The organism is Paenibacillus kribbensis, from assembly GCF_001705305.1.
Taxonomy (GTDB): domain Bacteria; phylum Bacillota; class Bacilli; order Paenibacillales; family Paenibacillaceae; genus Paenibacillus; species Paenibacillus kribbensis_B.
The window spans coordinates 27729-41055 of the sequence record NZ_MCBP01000010.1 but is presented as its reverse complement, the minus strand read 5'-3'; the positions used below and the strand labels follow the sequence as shown (position 1 = coordinate 41055).

Annotated in this window: 13 protein-coding genes and 2 pseudogenes; 7 read left to right on the top strand and 8 right to left on the bottom strand. The window is 45.1% G+C overall.

Annotated elements, in window-relative coordinates:
- Nucleotides 1–91 precede the first annotated feature (91 nt).
- Entirely contained in the window at nucleotides 92–736 is a 645-nt protein-coding gene (locus BAZ21_RS17775; RefSeq protein WP_068503621.1) for a YczE/YyaS/YitT family protein, read from the bottom strand.
- A 116-nt stretch (nucleotides 737–852) separates the two neighbouring features.
- On the opposite strand from BAZ21_RS17775, the gene BAZ21_RS17770 reads away from it, so the two are divergent.
- The 4 genes from BAZ21_RS17770 to BAZ21_RS17755 all read left to right on the top strand — a co-directional run bounded on the left by BAZ21_RS17770 (nucleotide 853) and on the right by BAZ21_RS17755 (nucleotide 3302).
- Complete coding sequence (locus tag BAZ21_RS17770) at nucleotides 853–1305, top strand: MarR family winged helix-turn-helix transcriptional regulator (RefSeq protein WP_068503619.1); 453 nt, start codon at nucleotides 853–855, stop codon at nucleotides 1303–1305.
- A 25-nt stretch (nucleotides 1306–1330) separates the two neighbouring features.
- Nucleotides 1331–1849, top strand: a complete 519-nt coding sequence (locus BAZ21_RS17765) for a GNAT family N-acetyltransferase (RefSeq protein ID WP_068503617.1) — start codon at nucleotides 1331–1333, stop codon at nucleotides 1847–1849.
- Nucleotides 1850–2134: 285 nt separating this feature from the next.
- Nucleotides 2135–2683: a helix-turn-helix domain-containing protein gene (locus tag BAZ21_RS17760; protein WP_007429618.1), complete on the top strand. Its 549-nt coding sequence runs from the start codon at nucleotides 2135–2137 to the stop codon at nucleotides 2681–2683.
- A 103-nt stretch (nucleotides 2684–2786) separates the two neighbouring features.
- Nucleotides 2787–3302: an acyl-CoA thioesterase gene (locus tag BAZ21_RS17755; RefSeq protein ID WP_007429619.1), complete on the top strand. Its 516-nt coding sequence runs from the start codon at nucleotides 2787–2789 to the stop codon at nucleotides 3300–3302.
- 137 nt (nucleotides 3303–3439) lie between these two features.
- Here BAZ21_RS17755 and BAZ21_RS17750 read toward each other — a convergent pair whose 3' ends face one another.
- Entirely contained in the window at nucleotides 3440–4906 is a 1467-nt protein-coding gene (locus BAZ21_RS17750) for an RICIN domain-containing protein (protein WP_068503615.1), read from the bottom strand.
- Between the two features lie 223 nt (nucleotides 4907–5129).
- Between BAZ21_RS17750 and BAZ21_RS17745 the strand changes: the two genes are divergently transcribed.
- Both BAZ21_RS17745 and BAZ21_RS17740 read left to right on the top strand, forming a co-directional pair.
- Nucleotides 5130–5828, top strand: a complete 699-nt coding sequence (locus tag BAZ21_RS17745) for a 4'-phosphopantetheinyl transferase family protein (RefSeq protein ID WP_068503613.1) — start codon at nucleotides 5130–5132, stop codon at nucleotides 5826–5828.
- Between the two features lie 46 nt (nucleotides 5829–5874).
- A complete protein-coding gene (locus BAZ21_RS17740) occupies nucleotides 5875–7464 on the top strand; it encodes an amidohydrolase (RefSeq protein ID WP_068503611.1) in 1590 nt (529 codons plus the stop codon).
- Between the two features lie 70 nt (nucleotides 7465–7534).
- Here the strand turns inward: BAZ21_RS17740 and BAZ21_RS17735 are convergent, their stop codons facing one another.
- From BAZ21_RS17735 to BAZ21_RS17725, 3 genes are all read right to left on the bottom strand, one after another.
- Complete coding sequence (locus tag BAZ21_RS17735; RefSeq protein WP_068503609.1) at nucleotides 7535–9160, bottom strand: S-layer homology domain-containing protein; 1626 nt, start codon at nucleotides 9158–9160, stop codon at nucleotides 7535–7537.
- 156 nt (nucleotides 9161–9316) lie between these two features.
- Nucleotides 9317–10168, bottom strand: coding sequence for a DegV family protein (locus BAZ21_RS17730; protein ID WP_068503607.1), 852 nt, complete (start codon nucleotides 10166–10168; stop codon nucleotides 9317–9319).
- Between the two features lie 32 nt (nucleotides 10169–10200).
- A complete protein-coding gene (locus BAZ21_RS17725; RefSeq protein ID WP_068503605.1) occupies nucleotides 10201–10674 on the bottom strand; it encodes a hypothetical protein in 474 nt (157 codons plus the stop codon).
- Nucleotides 10675–10893: 219 nt separating this feature from the next.
- Here BAZ21_RS17725 and BAZ21_RS17720 point away from each other — a divergent pair, with 219 nt between their 5' ends.
- Entirely contained in the window at nucleotides 10894–11277 is a 384-nt protein-coding gene (locus tag BAZ21_RS17720) for a DUF423 domain-containing protein (protein WP_068503603.1), read from the top strand.
- A 108-nt stretch (nucleotides 11278–11385) separates the two neighbouring features.
- Here the strand turns inward: BAZ21_RS17720 and BAZ21_RS17715 are convergent.
- The 3 genes and pseudogenes from BAZ21_RS17715 to infC all read right to left on the bottom strand — a co-directional run bounded on the left by BAZ21_RS17715 (nucleotide 11386) and on the right by infC (nucleotide 13109).
- Nucleotides 11386–11924, bottom strand: a pseudogene (locus BAZ21_RS17715) (hypothetical protein).
- A 395-nt stretch (nucleotides 11925–12319) separates the two neighbouring features.
- Nucleotides 12320–12454: pseudogene (locus tag BAZ21_RS30255) on the bottom strand (kanamycin nucleotidyltransferase C-terminal domain-containing protein); the annotation flags it as partial.
- 133 nt (nucleotides 12455–12587) lie between these two features.
- Nucleotides 12588–13109, bottom strand: a complete 522-nt coding sequence (gene infC, locus BAZ21_RS17710) for a translation initiation factor IF-3 (RefSeq protein WP_068503601.1) — start codon at nucleotides 13107–13109, stop codon at nucleotides 12588–12590.
- Nucleotides 13110–13327: the final 218 nt, after the last annotated feature.

Sequence of the window (13327 nt, the reverse complement as noted above, 5' to 3'; positions counted from 1 at the left end):
GAAGGTGTTCAATATCTCATCCATTCTCTGATATTTTGAGAAAATAAAGTGTTAGACTGCTGCTAGCGTTAAGCTAACGGGCAGGAGCATTCTATATTGAATGGTTTTGATCTTTATTATAATTTGGTGATGTACTAGAGTGTGTTAATATGCGGTCTAATACTTTTTCAGTCAATGGCATAAAGTAATTAAGTATCAGCCCCCCTAAGCAAACGGTTAATAACGTTCCAACGCCAATGGGTCCATTTAAAATCATAGCAATTATCAAGAATACGAGGTAAATGAATGTTCTTGAAAAAAATAAATTTGTTCTAGTTAATTCTTGTATGATTAATGTTAATCGGTCAACTGGAATCGGAGCAAAGTTTGTGTGTAAATATGTGGCAGTTCCTAATCCTATAACAACTAAACCGATTCCAAAACAAACAACTTTGCTGTACCATAGTTCAGGTGTTATCAAATTGTGAAGTAAAAAAAGCCACATATCAATACCAATACCCGTGATAAATGCTGTTAACAACCCCAAAACTTCTGGTCGTTGTCTTTTTAAAAGTGAATTACAACATATCAATATTAAAGCTATTATTATTTCCCAACTTCCCACAGTAAGCCCCACATTTATGGACAGTCCTACCAAAAGTGCATCAAAAGGTGAAGTTCCAAGGTCGGATTGTATAGTGAAAGAAATACCAAGGGTTAATATTAAAATTCCTAATACATAAAATAAATATTTCACTTTACTCGACCTCTTTATCATTATTTTTTTGTTGCAATTGCAACAAAGTCAGGTTAAATTTAATATATGCCATTATTATTGCATTTGCAACAAAAATATGTGCTAAGGAGTTAATTATGAAGGAAATTCTTCGTGAAATTGGAATGATCGCAAGGGCATTAGATTCTATAAGTAATATAGAATTTAAAGAATATGACCTTACAAAAGGGCAGTATTTGTACCTGGTGCGAATATGTGAAAACCCGGGAATCATTCAAGAAAAGTTAGCTGAGATGATAAAAGTAGATCGAACAACAGCAGCTCGTGCGATAAAAAAACTTGAAATTAATGGATTTATTGAAAAGAAAGACGATAAGCATAACAAAAAAATCAAAAAGCTTTTTCCAACAGAGAAAGGGAAAAATGTTTATCCTTTTATAAAAAAAGAAAATGATTTTTCCAATATCGTTGCTTTAGAGGGATTTTCCGAAAGCGAAGTAGAATCCATTTTCAATCTTCTTCAAAGAGTAAGGAAAAATATAGAAAAAGACTGGGAGTTAGTAAAAAAGGGAAACAAGAGAAATTATTGATTATATAAAGGAGCGACATATTTAAATGACTATAAATATAAAAAAGTGTACTCTTAAAGATTCACGCCAACTTCAAGAAATTAGTTATGAAACATTTAATGAGACATTTAAGCATCAGAATTCACCTGAAAATATGAATGCCTATTTGGAAAGGGCTTTTAACTTAAAACAATTAGAAAATGAATTGTCCAATATTTCTTCGCAATTCTTTTTTGTTTATGTTAATAATGAAGTTGCTGGATATTTAAAGGTCAATACCAATGATGCTCAGTCTGAAGAAATGGGTGATGAATCACTTGAAATCGAGAGGGTCTATATTAAGAACAAATTTCAAAAACATGGGCTTGGTAAATATCTGCTAAATAAAGCTATGGAAATTGCGATGGAACGTAATAAAAAGAAAATCTGGCTAGGCGTATGGGAAAAAAATGAAAATGCCCTTGCTTTTTATAAGAAAATGGGGTTTGTTCAAACAGGAGCCCACTCTTTCTATATGGGTGATGAAGAACAAATGGACTTTATAATGACCAAAACACTCAAATAAAGGCTAAGTAAATACAAAATCATCTGTTAATGATTGATCTAAGTTTTCTTATTTTATGGTGAAAAAGGACAGCCCGTTTTTTTATATTGGATAGGATAATGAGTCGTGTATCCTAAATTGCAAAAGATCTGTAAAGGCTTATGTGTAGATTCTCCCTCCGAATGACATTATTTATTTTTAGAGTAGTGGTCGCCAACTAGTTAAATGACAACAAAACTAATTACAGCGGACAGTCTTTTGTGTATTCTTCTTATATAGACTTTTGGACACGAGGAGGCACGATCTGTGGATTCAATGCAATACATTATCGGCTCTAATTTAGCCCAAATCAGGAAGACTAGAGGACTTAGTCTGGATAAGGTGGCTGAATTAACAGGAGTCAGTAAAGGTATGCTGGCTCAGATTGAGAAGGGGAAGTCCAATCCTACAGTGACAACACTTTGGAAAATTGCGAACGGCTTGCACGTATCCTTTTCCACCTTTCTCAAAGAAGACCCCCCACAAATCACGAAAATTAGCAGGGAAGACCTGCATCCGGTTATTGATGAGGACGGTAACTATTTTGTGTACCCTGTATTCCCGTATCATTCGGAAAAGAAGTTCGAGGTGTTCACGGTAAGTCTGAAGCCGGGCTTTACACACCAGGCAGAGAAGCATCTGGGAGAAGAATCGATTCTCATGATTCGCGGGGAAATGTACTTTGAAATGCAAGGGCAACAGCTCAAGCTGAGTGCAGGGGATGCCATACAATTTCAGGTGTCTGACATACATACCTACCGCAATGATTCGGATGAGGATGCGGATTTTTATGTATTGATTTATTATGCGGATTAATGGGATGATGAGGATAGCCTGAAACAGGCTTCTGCATGAGGATTTTGCGAAATCCTGAGATATAAAAAAGATAGCAACTAGGAAAAGTGAGGAAAGAGAACCCATGGAAAGCAAGTACATCCGAGAAACCTACTGCTTCAAGACGTCCCGTGTATTTCCCAACGATATTAACAATCATAACACACTCTTCGGAGGCAGACTGATGTCGTATATCGACGATATCGCATCAATCGCTGCTGCCAAGCTGTGTCGTACGAACACGGTTACGGCTTCTACGGATTCGGTGGATTTTCTACTGCCTATTCATCCGAGCGATTCCGTCACGCTGGAGGCATTTGTTACCTGGACAGGCCGCAGCTCGATGGAGGTATTCGTAAAGGTGATCCGCGAAGGGCTAATGACGGGCGACCGCAAAATTGCCGCTACGGCCTTTCTGACCTTTGTGGCACTGGACGAGCATAACCGTAAAGTGACCGTCCCGCAGGTGATTCCGGAAACAGAAGAGGAAATGCAATTGCACCAGACGGCTCCATCGCGCGCAGCAATACGGCGTCAGCGCAGGGAAGAAAGCAAGCAGCTGGCGAGTTTCCTGACGACAGATTATCCGTGGGAAGTGTAACGTATCAGAGATCACCAACTTCATCATTCTTCATCATTTTTACGTAAAAAAGGAGCCGGTTTTCCGTTGCAATCATCCATGATCTGCTCGGAATACGGCTCCTTTTGAAATTTTCTAAATTTTTGAAATAAGCTGAGCTATTCTGCTTTAACTACACGGAAATGCTGATTCGTCCCGCCATTATCGACCCATTGAATGGCCTTGGCCCCATCGGCGGTAGCACCTTCGGAAATGTCGATCAGCTTGCCAGTCGCCCGATTTTTCAGCTTGTAATAACCTCCGGTTACGGATACCAGCTGCCAATGCTGGCTGGACCAGCCTCCGTCGCTCCATTGCTCGATAACTGCACCATCCGCTGTAGCACCGCTTTCAACACCAATCAGCTTGCCGCTGTTGCGGTTCACAATTTTATAATATCCGCCGCCTGCATCCTTAAGCTGCCATTGCTGGCTGGCAGTTCCCGAGTCCGCGCGTTGCTCCACATCCGCGCCGTCTGTCGTTGCACTGCCAATGATGCCCAGCGGCTTATTGCTCTTGCGGCTTACCAGTTGATAGTAGGCATCCGGGTCAATGACCATCGGCGTAGTGACGCCTTCCACTACACCACTGGCAGTGTCGATATTAATGCTGTCGAACCAGTCCATGGCTAATGAAGTCGCGGTTGGAAAACGCAGCGGCAGCCACACATATTGCGAATCCTGCACAGGACCGCTCCATGCCCCCGCCCAACGGTCACCCAAATACAAGTACGAGGTCATCTGCGTACCTTCAACAGGAATGACGTAGGCCGACTGTGAACCATAGGTTGTACTGTCCCCGAAGTTCATCGTATTGCTCCAGGTTCCTTCAATGCTGGATGCCGTAGCATACTTGGCCTGATTGGGATTCCAGCCGGTTGCCCCGGATGTAATCAGGAAGTAGACATCTCCTTTTTTGAACATCGCCGGAGCTTCACGATATTGCCCCGGCCACAGTGTAGCCACCAGCGATTCAACCTGCAGAAAATCCGGTGTCAGCCGATAAATGTTCAGATCGGCATTCACACGCGTCGCCGAGATCAGGTAAGCCGTTCCGTTGTCATTGTATACCGTCATATCGCGGGAATCGTGATCCAGAGGACGGAAGCTGCCTTGATACGTATAATCGCCATCCACAGTATCGGAGGTGGCAACTGCAACTCGAGCCTCGTTGTAATTCACTCCGTTTTCCTTGTGCATCCACAATACGTATTTGCGTGTTTTTTCATTGTAGATCACCTTTGGACGTTCGATATTCGACACATTCAGCTCAGCTGCCGAGCTGCTGGTCAGCACATTTTTCCGAAACTCCCAGTTTTTCAAATCTGAGGAACGATAGGCGGATACCGCCTTGAATGTACCGTTGGGATTACGATTTTCACCAAACCAATAATAGTAACCGTCCACTTTAATCATACCGCCCCCATGGGCATGGACGACGTTTCCATCCGTATCCTTAAACTGAATGCCATTCACAACATTCGCCGAAGCTGCTGAAGCGATTTTAGGTGAAAACATCTGGAAAATGCTCAGCGTCAGCAAAATAGTAAGCATAATACACAGCAAGCGAACAAAATCGTATTTCATAGTTTCGTCCTCCTCTATGTGTGTTTTTTAAGCGCTTACATGACTGAATTCTATAAAGCAGCTTTAAAGAGCTGCTCATCCCAATTGTATCCATATTGAATTGAAAGTGCTAGAGTAGTATATTGACCATGTACACGGCACACGCCATCCATATCTGACAGACTTCAATCGAACGGTGAGTGTTGCGAACGGGCTGATATCCATTACGGCATAGGAGGCGACCATGGAGATATACGCGATTGATACAAGCAAGCCGGAGGCTGAGGCTCACTATGAGCTGCTGTTAAACTGGGTTTCACTGGAAAAGCAGCAGAAGCTGGATCGTTTTTTGCACCGGGAAGACGCTCTGAGGGGCTTATACGCCGATGTGCTGTTAAGATGGCTGGCTTGTCGGCAATTGAAGATACCTAATGCCAGCCTTCAGTTTACATACAATGCTTTCGGTAAGCCTTCCTTGTTGAATACGCCGGCATTCCATTTTAATGTTTCTCATTCGGGAAAATGGGTGGTATGTGCCCTTGATGATCATCCGCTCGGCATCGACATTGAACAGCTCCGTCCTATTGATTTTGAGGTAGGCAGGGTATGCTTTTCGGACGCAGAGTATGATGCATTAATGCGTCAGGACGCAGACAGTCGCTTATCCTATTTTTATGATCTGTGGACGCTTAAGGAAAGCTTTGTGAAGGCCGAGGGGCAGGGATTAACACTACCGTTGAAGTCTTTTTCATTCGAGTTGAGGGCACATTCGTTCATAGGCTTCACGACCGAGGGCTTTACCACCGAATATTGCCATTTTAAACAGTATGAGCTGGATCAAGAGTATAAAATGGCTGTCTGTGCAGCTCATGACCACTTTGCCCAGCAGATACAGCAGGTAGATATAACTACACTACAATTGGAAGTATCGACACAGGCGTAATATGAAGGGAATAAGTGTTATAGCTGAAAAAGGGGGATGAGTAGCGTTGACGTTCGTTTTGTTCAAGCACGGCCGGTTATACGGAGATTGGGCTTCCAAAGGAGATTCAATCGTGATACAGCATGGCCGCATACAGGCCATCGGATATGCACGGGAGCTTGAATTGCGGCTGTCCGGTAAGGAGTATAAAACTGTGGATTGGGAGGACGCCTATGTGCTGCCAGGCTTAACCGATTCACATATGCATTTGTCCATGCATGGCATGAAGCTGGCGATGCTGGATTTGACATCAGCTACCTCCAAGCAAGAGATGCTGGACATGCTGCGCAAGCGGGTCGCTGTAACACCGCCGGGAGAGTGGATTTTAGGGCTCAACTGGAACGAAAATGCATTTATTCCCGTTGAAATTCCGGGTATAGCCGAGCTGGACGCCATTACAGATCAGCACCCGATCTATTTGACCCGTACATGCTTTCATACGTTCTTGGCCAATTCAGAGGCATTTCGACGTGCGGGTATTAGCGACAGCACCCCTGATCCAGCCTCGGGAGCCTACGGGCGAGACGCTGAGGGACGGTTGAACGGATTGATTTATGAGGAAGCATCCTTCGCCTTTACAAGCGTTCAGCCAGAACCGGATTATGCGGTTAAAAAGGATACAATTCGTCGGGCATGCCTGGATGCGCTACGTCTCGGTCTGACTGCTGCGCATACGGAGGATTTACGTTTTTTGGGCAGCGTAGAGACGATGCAGCGAATTTACAGGGAGCTGAGGGAAGAAGGTCTTGCTTTTCGTACACACCAGCTGATTTATCATCCATTTTTGGAAGAAGCGCAGGGACAAGGGTTGCGTGCAGGTGCCGGCAATCAGTGGTATAAGATCGGTGCCATAAAAATGTTTGCCGATGGCGCCATTGGCGGAAGAACTGCATTATTGTCCGAGCCATACAGTGACGCTCCGCATACCCGCGGAATGGCGATTCAACCGCAGCCAGAGCTGAATCAGATGGTGGCGGCAGCCAGAGCCGCAGGCTTTCCGGTGGCTGTGCATGCCATAGGCGATGGGGCGGCGCACATGATTTTGACAGCGATGGAGACCCATCCGCTTACGGAGGAAAGCGGTTTGCCGGATCGTCTGATCCACGGACAGGTGCTTACGGCTGAGTTGGTCCAGAGAATGGCGAAGCTGCCGCTGATTGCGGACATTCAGCCGCGTTTTGTCGCAAGTGACTTCCCATGGGTACTGGATCGGGTTGGGAAAGAACGGACCGAATATTTATATGCCTGGAAAAAGCTGCTGGATGCAGGGATTCCATGTGCTGGCGGCAGTGACGCGCCGATTGAGCCGCTGAGCCCTTTTCTCGGGATGCATGCAGCTGTAACTCGTACCAAGCCGGAAGAAACGCATGAGGGTTATCTTCCTGCCGAAAAGTTGGATATTCATGAAGCCATTCATTTGTTTACTACGGGAAGCGCAGTCGCAGCCGGGGAGGAGGATGAAAGGGGATGGATTGCTGAAGGCAAAGCCGCTGACTTTACGGTCATTGACCGCGATGTATCGGAAAGCCCGCAAGCTTTGCTTGACGTTAAGGTACGAATGACGGTTGTGAACGGGAAAATCGCGTACCAGTCGTAGGCTGGCAATATGTATGTATACCAACAACCTTCAACTTCACTTTTCACGTGAGGTTGAAGGTTGTTCGCTTTTACAAGCCACGCTGTAGGAATCGGTCTGCATTTTTTATACTGGACCACAGATCAGAGCTTGCCCCGCCCGGATACCAGTAGGCGAAGCCTGCAAATCCTTCATCCTGTCCCAATCGGTACTTAAGGGTAAAGGATCGTCCTTCCTCCAGCCATAACTTATGCAGCTGCGTGTCTTTGTAAGACACCGTATACTGCTGAACATCCTTATTCCACACCGGTTTGGAAGAGGCACGGGACACTAGCTGATTTTGCTCATTTAGTGAAATATCAGAGGAAGCAACCGATTGGCCGCTCGCATTGAGCGTCCAATTCCTTGTAAATAAAGGCAGCGCCAATATTGCCTTGCTAGGGTCGGTCGTTTGCTCAAAGCGTCTCACGCTTTCACGGAGCCATGGCAATGAGGATACGGAGCCGGGAGTCGAGCTGCCTCCCCAATGCTCGTCGTATCCCATGAGGATCATATAGTCTGCCGCAGCGCCAAGCTGCTTATAATCAAAGGCGGCTGTCCAGTCCGTGCCGTAATCGGGCGATACGCAAATCGCCAGTACAGCATTCAGGCTTTTCAGCTTGGCTTTTAATTGCTGGATGAACAATGTGAGATTGGCTCGATCCTGACCATCTACATTTTCAAAATCAATGACAAGCCCGTCCAATTTATGGACAGACACGGCCTGGGCAAGCTGGTTTATAGTTTTACTCCGTAAAACCTCACTGGACAAAATTTGATGGGTCATTGTCAGATTGGAACGATTGCCGACCATAGCCCAGATTTTTTTATGATGCTGTTTGGACCAGGTGAGCAGTGACGAATTCGTATAGTCGCTGATCGTACCTGTTTCGTTCAGAAAAAACCAGCGTGGTGACAGCGTGTTAATGTTGGACTGCAGCACGGTGTTTTCAAACTGCTGAACGGTTTGATCATATTGCCACCCTAGTCGGATAGAAGTGGCGGAGGAAGCGGCTGGCCGAGCATGCTGCGTGGAATACGCCAGCAGACGTTCCAGTATGGCCGCTGTTTCTTCTCGGGTGAGGGAAGATGTGGGGTGAAAATACTTATTTTCACCTTTCATAAAGCCGTAACGATTCACGGTGTTTACAGCTTCAAGCGCCCAATCTGCAATTTCATCAGCATCTGTGAAAGAGGAAGTGGCTTCTCCTGATCCCCCCGAAGAGTGGATAAGACGTGCGATCATCAAGGCCGCTTCTTGTCGGGTTACAGAATGGTTGGGCTGGAATGTAGCGGTCGTTCCTCCCTGAACGATATCAAGCTGGGAAGCAGCTTCGATCCAGCCGTAATACCACGCCTGTTTGGATACATCCCGATAGGAAGCAACGGTCGCTTTTACAGACTGCAGACCGAGCGTACGATCCAGTGCAGTAACCCATTCGGCTCTGGTAACTGCTTTTTTGGGGGAGAAGTAGCCTGGTTGTGTACCTGTCAAAATCCCTTTAGCGTGTAGGGAAATGATAGATTGATAGGCGTAGCTGTGTGAAATATCCTGAAACGCTACGCCGGATGCTGTTGCCGGGGCAGCTAAATATGAAGTGGATGTGGTGAATATCGTTATGGCTGTAGTTGCAGCCAGGGTGAGCCGGATTAACCAACGTGATCGCTTGGAACTCATACCGAATAACCTTCTTTTTTATGATAGATTGTAGATGCATTTATCGTCACTTGACGAATAATACTATCAAAAATAGTAAAGTTATTCATTGCTAAATTACTGGAAAAATATCAAAAACCCCGCTACCTGTAGGGTAAGCGGAGCTAGATTTTGAAACTATGCTTTTTTGGCATACATAATACCGATCGTCTGAGGTCCACAATGACTCGATATGACGCACCCGGCTGTAGCCAACAGCACCTCTTGTGCCTTCGTTTCTTCCTTCAAACGAGCTTGCAGCATGAGCGCATCTTGCTCAGCCAAGGCATGTACGACAATGATGATGTCATGATCCATCTGATTCCGCTGGTTCAGGGCATTTTGCAGCATCTGATCCAGTGCTTTTTCACGTTTGCCACGGACTTTGTATGCAGGCGTCATTTTTCCGTCAATGACTTTAATGACCGGACGAATTTTGAGCAGACTGCCGATCAGGTTTTGCATTCCTGAGCATCTGCCGCCTTTGTACAGGTATTCGAGTGTATCAATGACAAATTCCGTATCCACCAACGGTCGGGTTTTTGTCAGCATCGCTACAATTTGCTCCATCGTAGTGCCATTTGCTGCCGCGCGTGCAGCTTTCATCACAAGCAGGCCAAAGCCGCATGATAAATTCAGAGAATCAAAGACCGTGATGCGACCTTCCGGGAATTCGGAGGCAGCGAGCAGTGCATTTTGGTACGTCGAAGACAGCTCAGAAGACAGACTGATATATAAAATGTCGTCCCCTTGTTCTATGTAGGGAGCAAAGGCTTGAATAAAATCCGCTGGAGAAGGTGCGGCGGTGCGCGGCAATTGTCCCTCGCGGCTTACACGCTGAAATAATTGTTCCGGGTGAATGTTTACCCCGTCCTGTAATGCTTCATCACCAAACACGGTATACAATGGTACAATGCTAATCTCGTATTGTTGGCGCCAGTCGGCAGGAATATCACTGGTGCTGTCCGCAAAAATTTTAATTTTGTTCATACATAGAATCCTCTCTGTGTGGTGCGGAAAAATTATAAAGATTGCACGGAGGAAGGATAAATATCCGCAGTGCTATTCGGAAGGGCAAGGCCGATGGCAAGAAGTGCAATAAAGCCCACAATAATGAGTGCATTAATGATCAATCCTGTAATAGCAAAGGCCTTCTTACGGTTTTTCAACGCAATTCCAATAATACCGACCACAAGTCCGCTACAATTCAGCAACAGACTGCCTAAAAAAATAAAAGGAAGCAGCGCCGCTCCGGTTTGTTGCAGAACGACTTCCGGATTCATCGTTTGGTACTGGTGGAAATGAGCAAGCAGATTAATGACCATAATAGCCATAATAATATATCCGATCAGACTGACGAGCGACAGAATAAAAGAAGCAATCCCGGGACCGGAGTGCTTGAGTTTGACCGGAGGCTGGAGCACAGGAGCTTCTGAAAAAACAGGGTGCTCCTCAGACGCAGCAGGTTTTTGCAGATCAGGATCTTGGGTTTTCATTTTTTCAACTCCTTGAACATAGTCCGAACAGGTACTAATTTTCCACAAAATAAACAAAAAAGCAAGCCGTTTTACACATTACCCTCCAAAAGGCAAGGTGTAAACATCAAATTCTGTTGGGGGTCCAACCATACGGGCTAGCTGGTAAACTTCATACCTATTCGATAAAATAGGAAGAACGTTGGGATTAAAGAATGAGAAGAAAAGGAGTACATAAATATGCAACGTAGATGGATAATTGTGGGATCTATAATGATGCTGTTGGCAGTAGCCATTGGAGCGTTTGGAGCACATATTGTGAAAGCGCGAATTGACGCGGATGCATTGGCTGTGTATGAAACAGGTGTAAAATATCATATGATTCATGCTGTCGGTTTGCTGATCATTGCATTGGCTGCCGGACAATGGGGGGCTTCGAACCGTTTAAGATGGGCAGCGCGTCTGCTGTTCACGGGTATTATTTTGTTTTCCGGCAGCCTGTATGTGCTAAGTTTGACCGGAATCCGTGTCCTGGGTGCCATTACCCCATTGGGGGGCGTTTGTTTTATTGCAGGCTGGGTATGCCTGGCCTGGGCTGCGACGGGGCTGAAAAAAGAGGATTAGTGACTCGATTCGGGAATACGAAAAAAGAGAATCGATAGGAAAGGCGTATCGCTTTTCCTATCGGTTCTCTTTTTTTCATGCTTTAGTTCGTGTTGAAAGTTATTATGGTTACGTTGTGATTTCATCAATTTCATTCATTTTAAAGGAGTACACTTGCTTCTCATCCACATGATACACACTCAGCAAGTTGTTACCATGATCCAGGTTGAGAATGCGGCAGGGAATGCTACGCTGTCCCCCATAACGATTCACGATTAGACGCACAAGTGTATTATCCTGTATATAGCGTTGAATCCATTGTTAAGTTCTTGTTGTGTTGCAGGCTTCGGCTGTGTGCGGGATTGTTTGATCTCTTGAACGGCAGCTGGCTTAGTCGTAACCGAGGCAGACTTCTTTTTGGAAAACTTTTCCGCAAGCTTAGCGGCGGGGTCCAATGAGTCGTTAGCGGACTGTTTTTTTAGATACAAAGCAGCTTCGATTAAATTACCAAGTTCGATGCCAGATTGAATCCGGCTATCGGCAATTTGATCATATTGGCTCAAGAGGTTAAGCAAGAACTGAAGGGCCTCTACATTTGAACGACCTTTAACTAATACATCAACATTAAATAAATAACTGGTTTCGCCTTGATTTGATTCCTTTTTCATACATCCTCCAGCCCAAGCCCTGGGTATATAGTCTTTTATATTATTTATCAATATATCATTAAAATGTAATCTATCATAGTACCTTAGGCCCTGATATTGGATATTAACAAAAATTAACTCTGTATAAAGCCCTATGCATAAACATTTCTTGGACATGTCCTAATTGCAGGTTTCTGTATGTGTTCACAAGTGGCAGCAATATCTGTGAGTAACTAGAGATAGATCAGCAAAGCCTATTGTATACGTATATCGAGAATAAATGAGGCGGAGGGCGAAATCAAGTGATTTAAATTTTAAATATTTTACAGTTAGCAAAATAGGAAAAGCCCCCTCAATAAAAGGGGGGCTTCGGCATATCCAAAACGTGGAATATTATTATAATTGCTATGAAAGCGGGTTTTAATTTTACTAAATACAGTATCAAATCCTTCTGGACGAGCTGTTAGTTTCAATGCTTCCGGGAGAACCATTGAGCCCGTTGAGAATAGCTTCTGATTGTGCGAGCCAATTAGCATAGCACCATATTGGGCACAGGTCCATTCATGTTCATAGTCATCTCCCTTTGCTTTACTGGTTGGAATAGACACGCACACATGGATGGGGGACCTCTGGTTTAACGGGGGACTTTTTTCGATGCATTCGAATTCCTCCCAAAGGATTTTCTTATCGGAAGCGTGGGTTTAATTTCACCTGTGAGCCTTTGCCGCCCGTCTGGATTCCAGTGTCCTTCACTCCGGCTTCCTTTAGGTCGACCAGCAGCCGCTCCAGCACCGCTTTGGCGACAGGGGCTTCCTTCGCGCCGGATGATTTGACAACCAACTGCACTGGCTTGCCGGAACGCAGATATTTCTCCGCCTGACGCAGCTTCGTATCGTAATCATGCTCTTCAATATGAGCAGTGAAGCGCAGCTCCTTGATTTTTTCTTTACCGCTCTTTCCAACAGCTCGCCCGACATTTGTTTTGCGTGCTGCGGACTCCTTTTGCGCGAGCGCTTTCCCCTTGCCCTTCGGAACCAGGGCGCAGGGCGGTGGGCTGCTCATCAATGAGGTACAGACCAGGTCCGCCCCTAAGGATCGGGCCAAAGTCAAGGCTTCTGCCTTGGCGACCATACCGAGCTGTTCCCCTCTGAGTCCGGTGAGCATCACCTCGTCCGCCTTAATTTGCTCGTTGATTAATACTGCCACGTTAATGCAGCCTCCCTTAAAAACAATGATAAAGCTATCATAAACGGAACCCGTTTACGATTCAATTTGGATTTCTGACTAAAGAGGAGCCGCACTTTTGCAAAAATATACTGCTTATGCTATTTCAATAGAATCCTTATTGACAAAAATCGCTAACCCCTATACCCTTTTTAGTGATAATGATAATCATTGTCTAAGGCGACGTATACATATAGGGG